Here is a 16,789-nt window from a genome sequence, read left to right as displayed (position 1 = left end):
GCAAAAGTCAAAAGGGAAGAAAAATATGTGTACCTCACTAGCTTATAGCGGTGTGCAGTCGTATTAGGTACAGTGTCACAAGCTATAAACCATGCTAGGCAAAGCTTGGTCTGTATCTCACTCAAGCGCTTACCGCTATAGTGAAGGTGCTGAAACAATTCACCCTTTATTTGTGGTTTTTGATCAAACACCTGAGAGGATTAAAAAGGGTTTAAAAGGGGCTTGTTTACCCATGGTTGTTCAAAGTTATCGGCCAGCTTTGATTGATGATTGCTTAGAATTAGTCGATCAAGATTAGTTGACTCTCTGGGGTTAGTATAAAGGGAACAGTTGACAATGGTTAAGTCCCTAAAATCAAGCGCTGACGATGGCAATTAAGCAGCGAAATTTCCTGTCCAGAGACCCGTTCTAACATCTCGACGATATGATCGGGCTGTAGTAAAGTGCCATCATTGCGACAACTGCCCACATAGCACAAAACGGCTTGTTTGTCAACAGTTTTTAACTCTAATTCATATAATTGTTCTCGCAGATTAATCGTGACTTTTTTGCCGGATTTGGTGGTTTTTTCCCGTTCCATCACCGTTGCTTGCTTAATCGCCTCGATCCAATTTTGCCATTGTTGGCAGTCAATTCCCTCACTGTTAAAAGTGAGCAAATACGCAGCTTTTTCTAACAAACGGGTGGCAGCGGGGGCATTTAAGGGAATTTCTTCCACCTGATAAACCGGCAAATCTGCGGGTAATTGCCCGCTTAACTGCCGTTTAAAAGTCTCTAAATCGATTACTTTTGTCAATTCAAAATCGACAATCTCACCGCTACTGGTTGCTCCCAAGGATAAAGCATTAGCGATCGAAATGCGCGGACCGGGGTGAAATCCACCGGTAAAGGAAATAGGAATAGCAGCCCGACGGACGACGCGATCAAATAAACGCACCAGATCCAAGTGGCTAACTAGGGCTATTTCGCCAATTTTGCCAAACCAAACCCGAATTCTTTGGGCGCGTTCTTGATTGGGTTGAAAATGTCCAGCAAAAGCGGGAATCGGGGGCGCTTCAATGACGATATTATGACCAAAATCGACGCTACAAACGCCACAATGGGAACAACCCTCAAAAGAACAATCGGGGACCGTTGCCGCGTCTAGGGCGCGTTTTAAGTCCTCCTCTAGCCATTTTTTATCGATACCGGTATCCAGATGATCCCAGGGCAAAGGACGCTCTAAAATATCTTTGTCTGCATCGGCAAAAATATTCCATTCTCCCTGTTCTATCTGACGATATTTCCAGGTTAAACCGGATTCTTCGATCGCCTGTGACCATGCTTGATAGGCTTTTTCTGTATTATCCCACCAAGCATCCATCCCGGCTCCCAATTGCCAAGCGCGCAGCACCACTTTCCCTAAACTTCTGTCACCGCGACCGATAAAATCTTCCATAGCCGAGATGCGGACATCGGTATAATTGACTTTTACCCCTCTCATGCCTTGGAATTCCTGTCTTAATAACTCCTGTTTGCGGATAAATTCGGCCGTGGAGACGGAATGCCACTGGAAGGGGGTATGGGGTTTAGGGGTAAAATTCGAGATAGTTAGGGTAAAATCGAGGGGTTTCCGCTTCGGTAAACGACATTCCCGACGCAACCAGCGCACCGTTTCCACGATACCGATGACATCCACATCGGTTTCCCCTGGCAAACCGATCATAAAATAGAGTTTGACCTTATCCCAACCCTGTTCGACGGCAGTTTTTATCCCTCTGAGTAATTCTTCGTTGGTTAACCCTTTGTTAATCACATCGCGCATCCGTTGGGTTCCCGCTTCCGGTGCAAAGGTTAAACCCGATTGACGATTGCCCCCAATTATGTTAGCAATATTTTCGTCAAAGCGATCGACTCTTTGACTGGGTAAGGATAGAGATATATTCTCATTCTGGAGACGGTTTTTAATCTCCATACCCACGGCAGGTAAAGCTAGATAATCGGAGCAACTGAGAGATAATAGAGAAAATTCGTTATATCCCGTCGCTCGCATTCCTTTTTCAATCGATTCGATTACTGCTTCCGGTTGCACATCCCGCGCAGGACGGGTTAACATCCCCGGTTGACAAAAACGACATCCCCTAGTGCAACCGCGACGAATTTCCACCACTAGGCGATCGTGAACCGTTTCCACGAAGGGAACTAAACCGATAGAATAGGCTGGGATAGGAGTGGCTACCCGGCGTAAAATTCTTTTCGGTACATCGTCACGATTGGGGATAACTGCACCGATTGGGGTGACATCGTAGAAACGCGGGACATATACCCCCGGAATTTGGGCTAAATCTAGTAATAGTTCTTCTTTGCTTAGATTAGCTAGTTTACCTTCTTCTAAAATTAAACCGATTTCTGGCAATAATTCTTCGCCATCACCGAGGGCGATAAAATCAAAAAAGTCGGCGTAGGGTTCGGGGTTAGAGGTGGCAGTTTGTCCCCCGGCAAAAATTAGCGGATAGTTACCCGCATCTCTTTCTCTCCAAGTCAAGGGAATTGCCGCTAGGTCGAGCATTTCTAAAATATTGGTGGCTCCTAGCTCGTAACTAAGACTAAAACCGAGAATATCAAAATCGGTGAGGTAACGACGGGATTCTAGGGCAAATAGGGGGGTTTTTGTCTGTTTGAGTTTTTGGGCTAAATCCGGTGCGGGTAGATAAGTGCGATCGCAGAGTTGGCGGGGTTGAGCATTGAGGATATTGTAGAGGATAATATGGCCGAGGTTAGATGCCCCCACTTCGTACACTTCTGGATAGGTTAACACCCAACGAACCACAGCACTTGCCCATTCTTTATGTTTAGCACCTAACTCGTTGCCCAAATAACGCGCTGGTCGAAAAATGTCGGGGGTGAGCAGTTGGTCTAAAGCAATAGTCACGGCAATCTACCTCAGATAGCGTCAGCAATGGGTGCTTTTCTACTATAGCAGCCAGAATCGAGTCAGTTATCAGTTATCAGTTATCAGTTATCAGTTATCAGAGTTCAGTTCACTGATTACTGTTTACTGTTCACTGAAAATACTTCCCACTTCCCCATCTCCCTAAAATTCCAGAGGTTATAAGATAATTAAGCGACGATGAAAGAACCGTTAATTGAATTGAGAGGAGTATCGAAAAGATTCGGGGATAATGTTATTCTCGACGGATTAGATTTAACCATTTATCGAGGGGAGGCCCTGGTAATTATCGGTCCGTCGGGAACGGGAAAATCGACGGTTTTACGGGTAATTGCGGGATTAACGGGGATAAATGCTGGAGAAATTCGTATTAAAGGTCAATTGCGTCAGGGATTGCTAGAAGATGGTCGAGAAGCGATGCGAACTTCCTTAGTTTTTCAACAAACGGCCCTGTTTGATTCTCTCACCGTCGGGGAAAATGTCGGTTTTTATCTTTATGAACAAACTAATTTAAAAAAAGCCAGAATTAGGGAATTAGTGGAAGAAAGCCTGGAAATGGTCGGTTTACAGGGAATTAGTGACCTTTATCCCTCGGAACTATCGGGGGGAATGCGTAAACGGGTGGCTTTTGCCCGCGCTATTATCACTAATCCCGATAATCCGGCCGATAATCCTGAATTACTGCTGTATGATGAACCTACCGCCGGATTAGACCCGATAGCTTCCACAATTATCGAGGATCTAGTGCGGACTCTCCATGAAAAATCGGGGTCTGCGAATAGTTATGTGATGGTTTCTCACCAACAAAGTACCATCCGACGCACCGCCGATCGAGTAGTATTTCTCTATCAGGGAAAAGTGCAATGGCAGGGATTAGTGGCAGATATCGATCGTACCGATCATCCCATGATTCGGCAATTTTTTAGTGCCAGCATTGAAGGCCCGATTAGGACAATCGTTTAAGCTAGATTAAGCTAAATTAAGAACTATCGAGAATGAGAGAAAAATCATGCAGAGTTCGCGAGCTTTACGGGAAGGAAGACTAGGTTTGTTTGCCCTAGGCGGATTATTAGTCTTTGGGGCGCTCGCTATCTGGGTTCGCGGGGGGGGATTTGGTCAAAGAACTTATCAATTAATCTTCGAGTTTGCCGATGTGGAAGGGTTACAAGTCGGGGCGCCGGTGCGTTTTCGCGGGGTGAGAGTGGGAAGAATTACGAGTTTTATCCCGGGAAGCAATCAAGTGGAAGTTATTGCCGAAATCGCTTCTGCTAATTTAGTTATGCCTAGGAAGGTAACTGTTACTACCAATCTTTCCGGATTAATTGGGGAGGCAGCCATCGATATCACTCCCTTAGTTTCTTTAAGTGCTGAGGCCAAAAATCTCGACCCTCTGAGTCCCGACTGTGATCAACAGTTAATTCTCTGTAATAATACTCGTTTACAGGGGACAACAGGAACACAATTAATGTCTAGTGTTGGTCGTTTAGTGGATACTTTTACCAGTCCTGAATTTGTGGGTAATCTCAATGATGTCACCAAAAATACCGCTATAGCGGCCAAAAAAATCGCCCGTTTATCCGATGATACCTCCCAGACTATCCGTAATGCCCAAAGAGAACTCTCTCGTCTATCTTTGGAATTAGCTGCCACCAGTCGCTCAGTCAGTAATACGGCTAATAATGCCTCCCGTTTTGTCAATACTTTAGATAGTACCGTTCAGGAAAATCGCAGTCAAATTAGCAGAACTTTTCAACAATCTTCCCAATTAGTCGCTAATCTCAATGGTGTTCTCAGCGAAAATCGCGGACAAATCGTTAATACTCTCGATCATATTAATCAAGCTAGTTTAGGTATTGGTAGTCTCGCTAATAATCTCAATAATACCGCCTTGAGGTTGAATGCCAGTTTAGATGAAATTGATACTAAACAAGTCATGCAAAATATCGAGACTATTTTGAATAATGCGGTGGAAACATCGAATAATTTACGAGAAATTACTAAAACTATTAACGATCCTGCTACAATTGTCCTATTGCAAAAAACTCTCGAATCCGCTAGGGTGACTTTTGAAAATACTCAAAAAATCACCTCGGATATCGATGAGTTAATCGGTGATCCCCAATTTCGCGAGAATTTAAGACGTTTAATTGATGGCTTAAGTAATCTGCTTTCTTCCGGGGAACAATTAGAATATAATTTGCGTATCGCTCAAACTTTAGATACCATGACTCAAGAGTTAGCTAAACAAAAAGTTTTGACCATCTCTCGACCTCCTTTAAATCCGAAGCAAATGCAACTCTATCCCCAATTTATCGTTCAACAACCCCCCACGAGTGAAAAATGACAAAACAGCACAATTCAAGCGATTTTGGGTAATCAGTAAACAGTAATCGGTGAACTGATAACTAATAAATGATAACTGATAATAATATGTCGAAATCAATTTGTATTACTCTTGGAACTCGTCCCGAAGCGATTAAATTAGCTCCCGTTATTCGTGCTTTTCAAGAATCGGAACAGTTTAAAACCCATGTTATTCTGACGGGACAGCATAAAGAAATGGTAGCGCAGGTGATGGAATTATTTGCTTTAAAAGCAGACGAAAATCTTGATATTATGCAAACTCGTCAAACTTTAACTGATATTACTTGCCGCAGTTTACGGGGTTTAGAAACAGTTTTTGAGCGCATAAAACCAGATTTAATTATTGTGCAAGGTGATACTACTACTGCTTTTGCTGCTGCTTTAGCGGCTTTTTATCAACAAATTCCTATCGCCCATGTGGAAGCAGGATTAAGAACTAATGATATCTATAATCCCTATCCCGAAGAAGCTAATCGTCGCCTAATTTCTCAACTGACTAACCTACATTTTGCTCCCACTACTTTAGCCGTGGAAAATTTACAAAAATCTGGGGTGACAGGAAATATTCACCACACCGGCAACACGGTTATTGATGCTTTATTAACCGTAGCCAAAACCGCACCAGAATGTCAAATTGCTGGCTTAAATTGGTCAGATTATCGGGTTTTATTAGCCACGGTTCACCGCCGGGAAAATTGGGGCGAACCCTTACAGTATATTATCAAAGGATTCACTTTGTTGTTAGAAAAATATGCCGATACAGCCCTATTATTACCCCTGCATCGCAATCCCACCGTCCGAGAACCAATACAGTCCGCTTTGGGCAATCATCCCAGGGTATTTTTAACCGAACCTCTCGATTATGCCGAGTTAGTGGGGGCGATTCAACGCTGTTATTTATTATTAACTGATTCCGGGGGCATTCAAGAAGAAGCCCCCAGTTTAGGAAAACCAGTTTTAGTATTGCGAGAAACCACAGAAAGACCGGAAGCAGTACAAGCGGGAACAGCGAAATTAATTGGTACTAATCCAGAGCAAATTTTAGCCGCAGCGGGAGAATTATTAAGGGATAAAATCGCCTATGATCGTATGGCTAATGCAATTAATCCTTTTGGAGATGGACAAGCATCCCAAAGAATCCTCCAAATCGTCCAAGATTTTTTGGCTTAATCTATGACTACTTGGTTGGGTATCGACCCCGGATTAGCGATTGTCGGTTGGGCTATTCTCCGGGATAATAGTGAGTTAATGCCGGTTTTAGTCGATTACGGCACGATCGAAACTTCTAAAAATCTTTCTACTGCCCAGCGTTTGATCGAAATTGAACGGGATTTAAAGGAGTTAATCGCAGAATATAAACCGGGGGAAATTGCCGTGGAAATGCCCTTTTTTAACCGGCAAATCAAGGCAGCCGGTGGAGTCCTGCAAGCATTGGGAATTATCAATCTAGTTAGCTGTCGCGATGGGGGAATTGAACCGATTTTTCTCCATCAAGCTAGTTGGAAATGTCATCTGGGCCATGGTAAGGCCACTAAAGCTGAGGTGGCCGAAGAAATTAAGTATTTATTCGGATTGACAAAAATGCCCATTAATGATGCTGTAGATGCTATAGCGATCGCATACGCTGCTTTCAGTGGCGTTCGCAATCAAATCTCTTGAAGCAATTTGACGAAATTGGCGCAAAAATTTAGCTGACAACTAAAAGCCATCTTTAAGCTTGCACTATCTTAGTTCGATGGGACGGTTGAAGATAATAAGGCTTTCAAATATCTTTGATTAGCGTTGGGTTTCCTTCCTCAACCGTTCGGCAAAAGCTCACGGCCGAAGCCCAACCTACCATATTAGCGATTGCAGCAAAGGGTTTAAGTGTGGAATTGTGATAATTGTCATCGTCAATGCTAACAAAAATATGGTATAGTTCTTAAATGAGTATAAGTTTAAAATAATGAAAATAGATGAAAATAAAAGTTTCCCAAAAAAAGGCATCATCAAACGGAGTTAACCCTCAGTTAAAGGATATTGCCTATTCGATGGACGCACTGATTCCGGGCTTTTATATTTGGTTGGGTTCTTTTTGTTGGCGATTGGGGGGTAGTGATGCAGAAGAAAGTTATCCAGGAACAATACATAGTTTTGCGGGTATCAGCTTAGTTTTACCCGGTTATCAAATTTTTACAACCTATAAAGGGAGTTATGACCCTCGATAAGCATCAAATTGATGGTCTTTAGGTATAATGGGGCTTGACCGGTGGTATCAGTTATATCACCATAAGCGAATGCGTAATACCCGTCCTATATCTTGGATTAAAGCGGCACGGAAAGATTTTCAAAAGTTTCCCAAGGAAGCCCAAGAAATTGTACTTGACGCTTTAACTATTGCAGCAGAAGGGGCAAAATCATCCCTAACCAAGCCTTTTAAGGGGATGGGTTCTGGTGTGTTCGAGATTGCTCTACCTTTCAAGGGGGATGCCTATCGAACTATCTATGCTGTCCAGTTAGGTGAGGCTATCTGGGTGATTCATGCCTTCCAGAAAAAATCCCCAAAAGGGATCAAAACACCACAGCAAGAAGTCGAAGTTATCAAAGCACGGCTCAAGCGATTGAAGGAGGAACTCTCATGAGTGAAGAACAATTTGAACTGGTACAAGGTAGCGGGAATGTGTACCGCGATTTTGGCGATGTAGATGCGGACGTGCGACAAGCGAAAGCACTGCTTGCTGCTGAAATTATCAAGGTTCTGGAGAAGGAAGACTTATCAACCCGCGATGCTCAAGTGCGAACTGGAATTAATCACAGTGAATTTGTCCAGATTCGCCGTGCTAATTTGGGACGCTTTACTATTGACCGTTTGATCTCAATTTTGGGTCGTCTCAATCAACAGGTTGAAATTACTATTACGACCCATCCAAGAACCACTGATTCTTCACCAATGGCATCCTAACTGTAATTGAGTGTGGGTCGATGGGAACGACCGCGCCACCAAGCTAGTAGGGTACTAGCGATAAAAATACTCGAATAGGCCCCGGCTACGAAACCAATAATTAAAGCTAGGGCAAAATATTTTAAAGTCGTGCCACCAAAGAGAAAAATCGCCACCAGAGGCAATAAAGTAGTCAGGGTGGTATTAATTGAACGAGTTAGGGTTTGACTCACCGCATTATCGACAATTTCATCCACGGATAATTCGGGGGTATTAGCAAAATTTTCCCGCACGCGATCATAAATTACCACTGTGTCATTAACAGAAAAGCCCACAATTGTCAAGAGGGAAACCAAAAATAAACTATCCACTTCTACCCCCGCAATTAAGCCTAAAACCGCAAAGACCCCTAAAGTGATCAAAACGTCGTGCAGCAGGGCGACAATGGCAAAAAAAGCGTAATCCCGTTGAAAACGGAAGCTTAGATAGACAGCAATGCCAAAAAATGACACTAATAAAGCTAAAAATCCCGACCTAAATAATTCTTGACCGATGGTGGGACCGACCGTATCGATTTGACTGGTTTCGGGGTCAAAGGTGCCAATTTTCTCATTTAAGGTGTCGAGTAATTTTGTTCTCTGTTCTTCTGCCAGGGTTTTCGTCCGCACCGATAAAGTATATTTATCCAACACCTGCACACTACTGTTACCCAATCCCTCCTCGTCTAAAATCCCTTGCACTTCGGCAGTAGTTAAGAGTTTCTCACAGGTATTCTTTTTGGCACAGGCTAATTCTATCTGAATTCTCGTACCACCAACAAAATCTAAACTCGGTCGCAAAGGTGCTTGAATAGTGAACCAAGAAATCACCATGGCCAAAATACTACCAATCGTCAGCAAGGCCGAGACTGTCCACCAAAAATTACGCTGTTTTGTAACGTTAAATGCCATATCGATTAAGTAAAAAGGAAAAAAGGAGACAGGAGTAGGGATATTTTTCAGTTATCAGTAAGCAGTAATCAGTGGGGGAATAACTGGTAACTGATAACCGATTAACACTGTTAACTTAAAACTCAAATCTGATAACTGATAACTGATAACTGATAACTGATAACTGATTATTGGTTTACCGGTAAATTAGGGCAGAAAAGTTGCGGTTTTTGACGGACGCTGGGAACGTTTAACACGGTGATTAACAGGAGAGTGCGACTACAGGTTAAAGCGGTAAACATACTCACAGCTACCCCAATGGCTAAAGTTAAAGCAAAACCCTTGACTAATCCTGAACCCAACCAAAATAAGGCAGCACAGGCGATTAAAGTAGTGACATTACTATCAAGAATACTGGAAAAAGCCCGATAAAATCCCGACTCTACTGCCCGAAATAGGGATTTTCCGGCCCTTAATTCCTCCCGGGTACGCTCAAAAATCAGTACATTTGCATCAACTGCCATGCCGATACTGAGGATAAATCCAGCAATACCGGGTAACGTCATGGTGACTCCCACTAAGGCAAAAGCCCCCAGAGAGAGAATAGTATAGATAATCAGGGAAATATCGGCAATAATCCCGGGTAAACGGTAATAAACCGCCATGAAGATTAAAACTAACAGTAAACCCACTAAACCAGCGTAGATACTGCGACGGATGCTATCCTGGCCTAAAGTTGCCCCGACAGTGCGAATTTCTTCCACTTTAACGGGGAAAGGTAGAGAACCACCGCGCAATTGAATCGCTAGATCGTTGGCAGTTTCGGCGGTAAAATTACCAGTAATCACGGCCCGGCCTCCTGTAATTCCCGTTTGGGCAAACTGCACATCAACCACAGGGGCGCTAATTAATTCATTATCGAGGAAAATCCCAATACTGCGACCAGTACCCGCGATCGCTTTAGTCAGTTCGGCAAATTTACTGCCCCCTTCCGAATCGAAAGTAATGGCCACTTCCCAGTTAGTGCCTTGGGTGGAACTAATAGTGGCATTTTGCAGATTTTTTCCAGTTAAGTCCACCGACTCAAATAAATTTAAAATTGCCTCTTTAGATTTTTGCAGAGATTGTTCTAGTTCGGCAATTTTAGCGGCATTTTCGGGTTTATTCTCGGCTTTGAGGTCGGCTAATTCCGCTTTTTTTTGTTGAAAAATCGAGTATTCAGCCCGAAATTCTCCTTCTGTACCTTGTTTTTGCTGACGAAATTCTAATTGGGCCTGAACATTTAGGTTTCTCTCAGCTTCTTTGGGATCTGTGACCCCCGGTAGTTGCACGATTACCTGATTTTTACTGTCCACAGTCTGCACTAATGATTCAGAAACACCGAGGGCATTAACGCGATTTTCAATCACATTTTGTACGGCTTTTAAATCATTAGGTTGAATGGTTGTGACGGTTTCAGTGGGTTTAACCTGAATGGTTAATTGACTACCACCGCGCAGGTCTAAACCTAATTGTAGGGGTAACTTAATCAGGACGATGATCGAGGCAACAACCAGGCCGATGATCAGTAACAATAACCAATTTTGTCTCTGCATAACTTCAGTATCAAAAGGAGAATTTTTTAAATGCGATCGCCGACCATTTTTTGGACAGCTTCGACAATTTGATTAGGTTGAATAATCGTCAATCTTTCTAGATTACCGTTATAAGGTGTGGGTATATCTTGGGAAGATAATCTTAACACGGGGGCATCTAATTCATCGAATAACTGCTCGTTAATTAAAGCAATTAACTCGGAAGCAATTCCTGCCGTTTTCATACATTCTTCCACGATAATCACCCTGTGAGTCTTGCGAATCGAAGCGGCAATCGTCTCCATATCAAAGGGTTTCAGGGAAATTAAATCGATAATTTCTGGATCATAGCCATCTTTTTCTAACTGTTTTAATGCCTGTAAACAGTGATGACGCATCCGCGAATAGGTGAGAATGGTGATATCTTCTCCCTTGCGAACGATTTCCGCTTTATCGAGGGGTAAAAGATACTCGGTATCAGGTAAATTTTCCTTGAGATTATAGAGAAGAACGTGTTCAAAGAAAAGCACGGGGTTATTATCTCTAATCGCCGATTTTAATAAACCTTTGGCGTTGTAGGGAGTGGAACAAGCGACAATTTTTAGGCCGGGTACCGCATGAAAATAGGCCTCTAAACGTTGGGAATGTTCCGCCCCTAATTGTCTGCCCACACCCCCCGGACCGCGGATAACCATGGGGATTTTAAAATTACCGCCGGAAGTATAACGTAACATCCCAGCATTGTTGGCAATTTGGTTAAAGGCAAGCAGAAGAAAACCCATATTCATGCCTTCAATAATCGGACGTAATCCCGTCATGGCTGCCCCCACTGCCATGCCCGTAAAACTATTTTCAGCGATGGGAGTATCTAAAACCCTTAAATCGCCATATTTTTTGTAGAGATCTTTGGTAACTTTGTAGGAACCACCGTAATGACCCACATCTTCACCCAAAACAAATACTGTCTGGTCGCGGCCCATTTCCTCATCGATCGCCTGTCGCAAAGCATTAAATAATAGGGTTTCTGCCATATCAAGTCCCCGCTTACAATTCGGTCATCTTATCACTAAACTTATTATCTTACCCCTTTTCTGGCCCGAAGGAAGTGGGGAAGTGGGGAAGTGGGGAGCAGGGAGATGGGGAGAGGGCAGGGCTGTTTCATTTTCCGAATCTAATTCTTTTTTTTGCTACCCTTAATCGCTTATGAGGTAGGCTAACGAGCAGGGAAGTACAGGTTTTTGCTCTCATTGTAGGTTGATTCATGAATCAACCTACAAAGCACGACGTTTTTAAAGATTTTCAGATATATATTTCCGAAAAATCGACTAAAAACGTTGCCAGATAAGGATTTGAGGGAATGACATTTGAGAGAATGAAACAGCCCTACCCCAACGGGTAGGGTTGATTCAAGGTAGGGTTGATTCATGAATCAACCCTACCCCAACGGGGGATTTGGGGGGTAGAACCCCCCAAAAGCTGGGATTGAGCGATAAAATCGCAAGTAACGCCCAATTTGAGCAGAGAGTTTCCCTTTAAAAATCCCAACTTAGTAGATTTACAGAAATTGGCTGATGAATAAAAACAATTATGACTATAGATAATAGTCTATTCTAGTTCCCGACAATCGGCCGGCAAAGAACTAAGATCAAGATCAAGCAATCCCCTACCGTTAAAGCTGATGAAATTACCCCGTCTTGCCACTTTAATCATTGGTCTGAGCTTTATTTTCGGATTAATGTTGTGGTTAGTCAACTCTATCTATCGTCTTTACATCCAGATCGCCTTTACCGCTCCTATCTTAGCTAATATTCTGCTTTTGCTGATTATCGGACTGCTGGGCTTGCTGATATACGTTCTTTTATACTACTTTTATCTGCTGCCCCAGCGCCCAAAAAGTCGCCGCGGGTTGCATTCTTCCTCCCGTCCACCCCTAAAATTACCGGTAGAAAAAACCGAGGCTGCCGGGGAAACCTTAAAAGCTGTCCGGCAACAAGTGGAGCAAATTCAAGATAAAGTAACTCAACAGGTTTTTATTAAGCGTTCCCAAGAAATTGAGCGAAGTTTAGCCAGAAAAGAAGTTAAAATCATTGTTTTCGGCACGGGATCGGCGGGAAAAACCTCCCTAATTAACGCCCTCATCGGTCAAATGGTGGGCAATGTGGAGGCAACCATGGGAACCACGGAAAAAGGGGAAACCTATAGTTTAAAAATGAAAGGTGTGAATCGGGAAATTCAAATTACCGATACCCCCGGCATTCTCGAAATTGGTGCGGCCGGAGGTCAAAGGGAACAGTTAGCGCGACAATTAGCCACGGAAGCAGATTTACTTTTATTTGTCATCGATAACGATATTCGCCAATCGGAATATGGCCCTTTATTGCGTTTAATTGATATTGGTAAACGCTCTCTCTTAGTCTTTAATAAAATCGATCTCTATAGCGACGAAGATCGAGAAATGATTTTAAAACAATTACGAGAACGGCTAAAAGGAGTGATCCTTTCCGCCGATATTATTGCTGTTACCGCTAATCCCCAACCAGTACAGTTAACCGGTGGACAAATCATCACACCAGAACCGGATATTTTAGCTTTAATTAAACGTTTAGCTTCAGTTTTACGGGCCGAAGGGGAGGATTTAGTGGCGGATAATATCCTCTTACAATCCCAAAGATTAGGAGAAGAAGCTAGGAAAATTATCGATCGCCAACGTCGTCGCCAAGCTGATAAAATTATCGATCGCTATCAGTGGATCGGTGCGGGAGTGATTGCGGTGACTCCCTTACCAGTGTTCGATCTGTTAGCAACGGCGGCGGTTAATGCTCAAATGGTCAGGGAAATTGGTCAAGTTTATGGCTGTGAAATTAACAGCGATCGAGGTAAAGAATTGGCTGTATCTTTAGGCAAAACTCTAGTTAGTTTGGGAGTGGTGAAAGGAGCAGTAGAATTATTAGCCAGAATCCTACAGTTAAATTTTACTACCTATATAGTCGGTAAGGCAATTCAAGGGGTCAGTGCCGCCTATTTAACTCGCATTGCTGGCAAAAGTTTTATTGAATATTTCCGTCAGGATCAAGACTGGGGTGACGGTGGTATGACGGAAGTGGTACAAAGACAATTTCAACTTAGTCGCAAGGAAGAATTTATTAAGTCTTTTGTGGCCGATGCGATCGGTAAAGTGGTACAACCTTTTCAGGATGATTGGCAGCAAGAAGAAGTTTTAGAAGCTAGTCGCGAGGATGATTGGTAAAGATCGAAACTGGGAGCGATAGGCAAAATTGTATAGTAATTGTTACAATCGTTTTGGGGTTCCACAAGGGCAAAAAAAAGATGCGACAGCAAGTTATCGACTGGTTAAAAGAAAACGTCAACGAACACCGTCTGCGCCATATTCTTGGTGTGGAGACCATGTGTATTGATTTAGCTCGTCATCACGATCTCGATCCCGTCCAAGCAGGGCAAGCTGGGTTAATGCACGATCTAGCCAAATTTTTCAAGCCCAAAAAACTGCTAAAAATGGCGGAATCGGCGGGAATAGACGTGGATAATATCTGTTTATCCCATCCCCACTTACTCCACGCCGATGTCAGTGCAGTTGTCGCCCAAAAAGAATTTAACGTTACCGACGAGGAAATTCTCGAAGCAATTCGCAATCATACCCTCGGTAAACCCAATATGAGCGATCTTAGCTGTATAGTCTTTATTGCCGATGCCTTGGAACCCAATCGCGGCGATACACCCGAATTAAACGCCCTACGACAACTCAGCTATCAAAATCTCCATAAAAGCGTTCAACAAACCTGCGATTATTCCCTAAAATATCTTTTAAGTAGCCATTGTCCCATTCATCCCCGCACCGTGCTAACGCGCAACTGGGCGTTACAAATTGTTAAAGAACAACCAACGGAAACTAAAACCATTGATTAACATAATCTCAAGACTCGCTTAAAACCACCTCAGCCAAAGGATAACCACAACCTGAATGACCAATCCCACTGGAATTATTACCCCCATCGCCGAAAATCTCAAGACCGAAAAATTTCTGGAGACAATTGTTACCGCTGCCGAGGACAAGAAAGCAGGGGACATCGCCATCCTGAAAGTCGCCGATATCTGTTATTTAACCGATTATTTTCTGATTATTACCGGCTATTCTACCACTCAAGTGCGAGCGATCGAGGATGCGATCGAAGCTGCCATGGAACTAGAATGGCAGCAATCCCCCCGACAAGTGGAAGGAAAAAGCGAAGGTAGCTGGATCCTGATGGATTATGGCGATATCATTGTCCATATCTTTTTACCAAAAGAGCGAGAATTTTATAATTTAGAAGCATTTTGGGGTCATGCTCAACGGATTCCTCTACCTAGCGACCATTTGGAGGAGTAGAATCCATGAAATCCTCCCTTGATTTCTGTCCCGTCCCGGAAGAACAGCAACCGGTTAACGAGTACGAACAATTAAAAGAATCTTGGTTTTTCCGTTGGGCGACGCTAGATGTAGCCTCTTATACAAAAAAAATTGTCTGGTTATGGTTATGGACATGGTTAATTGTCGGACCGATTGCCGCCGCTAGTTTTCCCCTCAAAAAAGCCCCTTTTCTCTTCTCCTGTGCGGGGATTTTTGGCTCGACAATTTTGGTAGGATTGGTGTTATTGCGCTTGTATTTAGGCTGGATCTACGTCTATGACCGCTTGCAATCGGAGAAAGTATTTTATGAGGAGTCGGGTTGGTACGATGGCCAAATCTGGACAAAAACCGCCGCCATTTTAACCCGCGATCGTTTAATCGTCTCTTATCAAATCCAGCCCATTCTCCGGCGTTTACAAAAAACCGCCCTGATTCTAGGGGCAATTGTCGCTATCAGTGGTCTTTTCTGGCTATTTTTCACTCACTAACCGCAACCAATCTGAATGAATAGGGTAAAACGTTCACCAACCCACCGCTTAGAAATTCATCTCCTCCGGGAAGGTATTATTGAATCGGTCCATCATGTCGAGGCCGCTATTTGCGATGACCGCGGCCGGGTATTATCCACCGCCGGCAGCGCCGAAACTAGCGCCTTTATTCGTTCGGCCCTGAAACCTTTTCAAGCACTGGCTGTCATCAGTACCGGCACCCTCGAACGCTACGATCTCAACGATAAGGATCTAGCCATTATCTGTAGTTCTCACCAAGGCACGGTGGAACACGCCCGTCAAGTCTTTAATATTCTCTGGCGCGCCGATATCGATCCTAATGCCCTGCAATGTCCTCTCCCGGAAGGTAAACCCAGTCGCCTTCAGTACAATTGTTCTGGTAAACACGCCGGGATGTTAGCGGTGTGTCAACAGCGTGGCTGGCCGTTAAATAGCTATCTGCGGCGCTCTAGTCAGATACAGAAGCTAATTCTCAGCAAAATTGCCGAACTATTGGGGATGCCGGGGGATGAATTAATCAGCGCCCACGATGACTGCGGTGCGCCCACCTATTCAATGCAGTTGGGGCAAATGGCCCATCTCTACGCCCAGTTAGCCTCTGGCAACCGTTTAGACTTAGAAAGAATCGTCCGGGCGATGACCTATCATCCCCGCATGGTAGCAGGGGAAGGGGCTTTTGATACGGAATTAATGCGGGTTAGCCAAGGGGAAATCGTCAGTAAAGCCGGGGCCGAAGGGATTCAATGTATCGGGCGCGTCGGTGAGGGTTTAGGATTAGCAATTAAAGCCCTAGATGGTTCCAAACGGGCTAAATATGCCGCCGCTTTGCAAATTCTCAAACAGTTAGGCTGGATTACTCCCAATGTGGCCGAATCTCTCTCGGAAAAATTCCTCAAAATCGGCAGTTATACCCGCTTGGAAGTGGTGGGGGAAATGGCTTTGTTATAAATAGTCGGTTAACAAAAGCGTAACACATCAAAAACTTTTCTTTTTGGTGTGTTAGGGCAGTATTTATAAGTAGCTGGTTATAATTAAATTAAAAATGGATTTTGCCTTTAATCCCCCCTTGATCCCCCCTTGATAAGGTAGGGTTGATTCATGAATCAACCCTACCCTTGATAACGGGGGTGTCTGATAATTTTTAACGCCTACCTACTTA

General features: G+C 43.6%; 17 protein-coding genes. 13 read left to right on the top strand and 4 right to left on the bottom strand.

The annotated features are described in order from the left end of the window. The first annotated feature begins 91 nt into the window (after positions 1–91). Entirely contained in the window at positions 92–298 is a 207-nt protein-coding gene (locus O9334_RS05920) for a hypothetical protein (protein ID WP_045359678.1), read from the top strand. A gap of 42 nt (positions 299–340) precedes the next feature. Here O9334_RS05920 and O9334_RS05915 read toward each other — a convergent pair whose 3' ends face one another. Then, on the bottom strand, positions 341–2,911 hold the full coding sequence (locus O9334_RS05915; protein WP_287999662.1) for a TIGR03960 family B12-binding radical SAM protein: 2,571 nt from the start codon (positions 2,909–2,911) through the stop codon (positions 341–343). A gap of 198 nt (positions 2,912–3,109) precedes the next feature. Between O9334_RS05915 and O9334_RS05910 the strand changes: the two genes are divergently transcribed. The 7 genes from O9334_RS05910 (at position 3,110) to O9334_RS05880 (ending at position 8,234) form a co-directional block, all read left to right on the top strand. Beyond that, on the top strand, positions 3,110–3,892 hold the full coding sequence (locus O9334_RS05910) for an ABC transporter ATP-binding protein (protein WP_045359680.1): 783 nt from the start codon (positions 3,110–3,112) through the stop codon (positions 3,890–3,892). Positions 3,893–3,938: 46 nt separating this feature from the next. Further along, on the top strand, positions 3,939–5,273 hold the full coding sequence (locus O9334_RS05905) for an MlaD family protein (RefSeq protein ID WP_190381508.1): 1,335 nt from the start codon (positions 3,939–3,941) through the stop codon (positions 5,271–5,273). Positions 5,274–5,359: 86 nt separating this feature from the next. Then, the gene (gene wecB / locus O9334_RS05900) at positions 5,360–6,463 is read left to right on the top strand and encodes a non-hydrolyzing UDP-N-acetylglucosamine 2-epimerase (RefSeq protein WP_045359682.1); all 1,104 of its coding nucleotides are present in this window, start codon (positions 5,360–5,362) and stop codon (positions 6,461–6,463) included. Positions 6,464–6,466: 3 nt separating this feature from the next. Further along, positions 6,467–6,952: a crossover junction endodeoxyribonuclease RuvC gene (locus O9334_RS05895; RefSeq protein WP_045359683.1), complete on the top strand. Its 486-nt coding sequence runs from the start codon at positions 6,467–6,469 to the stop codon at positions 6,950–6,952. 296 nt (positions 6,953–7,248) lie between these two features. Continuing rightward, positions 7,249–7,500 carry a hypothetical protein gene (locus O9334_RS05890; RefSeq protein WP_045359684.1) on the top strand — a complete coding sequence of 84 codons (252 nt, stop codon included), beginning with the start codon at positions 7,249–7,251 and terminating at the stop codon, positions 7,498–7,500. Between the two features lie 27 nt (positions 7,501–7,527). Next, positions 7,528–7,914 (top strand): type II toxin-antitoxin system RelE/ParE family toxin, encoded by a 387-nt coding sequence (locus O9334_RS05885; RefSeq protein WP_004161954.1) that lies wholly within the window; start codon positions 7,528–7,530, stop codon positions 7,912–7,914. After that, positions 7,911–8,234, top strand: coding sequence for a helix-turn-helix domain-containing protein (locus O9334_RS05880; RefSeq protein WP_002752110.1), 324 nt, complete (start codon positions 7,911–7,913; stop codon positions 8,232–8,234). The genes O9334_RS05885 and O9334_RS05880 overlap by 4 nt, the downstream gene beginning before the upstream one ends. On the opposite strand, the gene secF is transcribed toward O9334_RS05880, so the two are convergent. The 3 genes from secF to O9334_RS05865 form a co-directional block, all read right to left on the bottom strand. Further along, positions 8,231–9,163 carry a protein translocase subunit SecF gene (gene secF / locus O9334_RS05875; RefSeq protein WP_045359686.1) on the bottom strand — a complete coding sequence of 311 codons (933 nt, stop codon included), beginning with the start codon at positions 9,161–9,163 and terminating at the stop codon, positions 8,231–8,233. The genes O9334_RS05880 and secF overlap by 4 nt on opposite strands. A gap of 167 nt (positions 9,164–9,330) precedes the next feature. After that, positions 9,331–10,737 carry a protein translocase subunit SecD gene (secD, locus tag O9334_RS05870; protein ID WP_287999661.1) on the bottom strand — a complete coding sequence of 469 codons (1,407 nt, stop codon included), beginning with the start codon at positions 10,735–10,737 and terminating at the stop codon, positions 9,331–9,333. A 26-nt stretch (positions 10,738–10,763) separates the two neighbouring features. Next, entirely contained in the window at positions 10,764–11,747 is a 984-nt protein-coding gene (locus O9334_RS05865) for an alpha-ketoacid dehydrogenase subunit beta (RefSeq protein WP_002752113.1), read from the bottom strand. A gap of 647 nt (positions 11,748–12,394) precedes the next feature. Between O9334_RS05865 and O9334_RS05860 the strand changes: the two genes are divergently transcribed. The 5 genes from O9334_RS05860 (at position 12,395) to O9334_RS05840 (ending at position 16,578) form a co-directional block, all read left to right on the top strand. Beyond that, the gene (locus tag O9334_RS05860) at positions 12,395–13,963 is read left to right on the top strand and encodes a YcjF family protein (RefSeq protein ID WP_045359688.1); all 1,569 of its coding nucleotides are present in this window, start codon (positions 12,395–12,397) and stop codon (positions 13,961–13,963) included. An 80-nt stretch (positions 13,964–14,043) separates the two neighbouring features. Next, a complete protein-coding gene (gene yqeK / locus O9334_RS05855) occupies positions 14,044–14,640 on the top strand; it encodes a bis(5'-nucleosyl)-tetraphosphatase (symmetrical) YqeK (RefSeq protein ID WP_287999660.1) in 597 nt (198 codons plus the stop codon). A gap of 55 nt (positions 14,641–14,695) precedes the next feature. Then, positions 14,696–15,100, top strand: a complete 405-nt coding sequence (rsfS, locus tag O9334_RS05850; protein ID WP_002752120.1) for a ribosome silencing factor — start codon at positions 14,696–14,698, stop codon at positions 15,098–15,100. Positions 15,101–15,105: 5 nt separating this feature from the next. Further along, a complete protein-coding gene (locus tag O9334_RS05845) occupies positions 15,106–15,609 on the top strand; it encodes a CGLD27 family protein (protein ID WP_045359690.1) in 504 nt (167 codons plus the stop codon). Positions 15,610–15,624: 15 nt separating this feature from the next. Beyond that, positions 15,625–16,578, top strand: a complete 954-nt coding sequence (locus O9334_RS05840; RefSeq protein WP_045359691.1) for an asparaginase — start codon at positions 15,625–15,627, stop codon at positions 16,576–16,578. The last annotated feature ends 211 nt before the right edge of the window (positions 16,579–16,789 follow it).

It is taken from the genome of Microcystis sp. LE19-8.1F, from assembly GCF_027531715.1.
Lineage (GTDB): Bacteria > Cyanobacteriota > Cyanobacteriia > Cyanobacteriales > Microcystaceae > Microcystis > Microcystis wesenbergii_A.
This window is presented reverse-complemented; position numbering and strand designations above follow the sequence as displayed.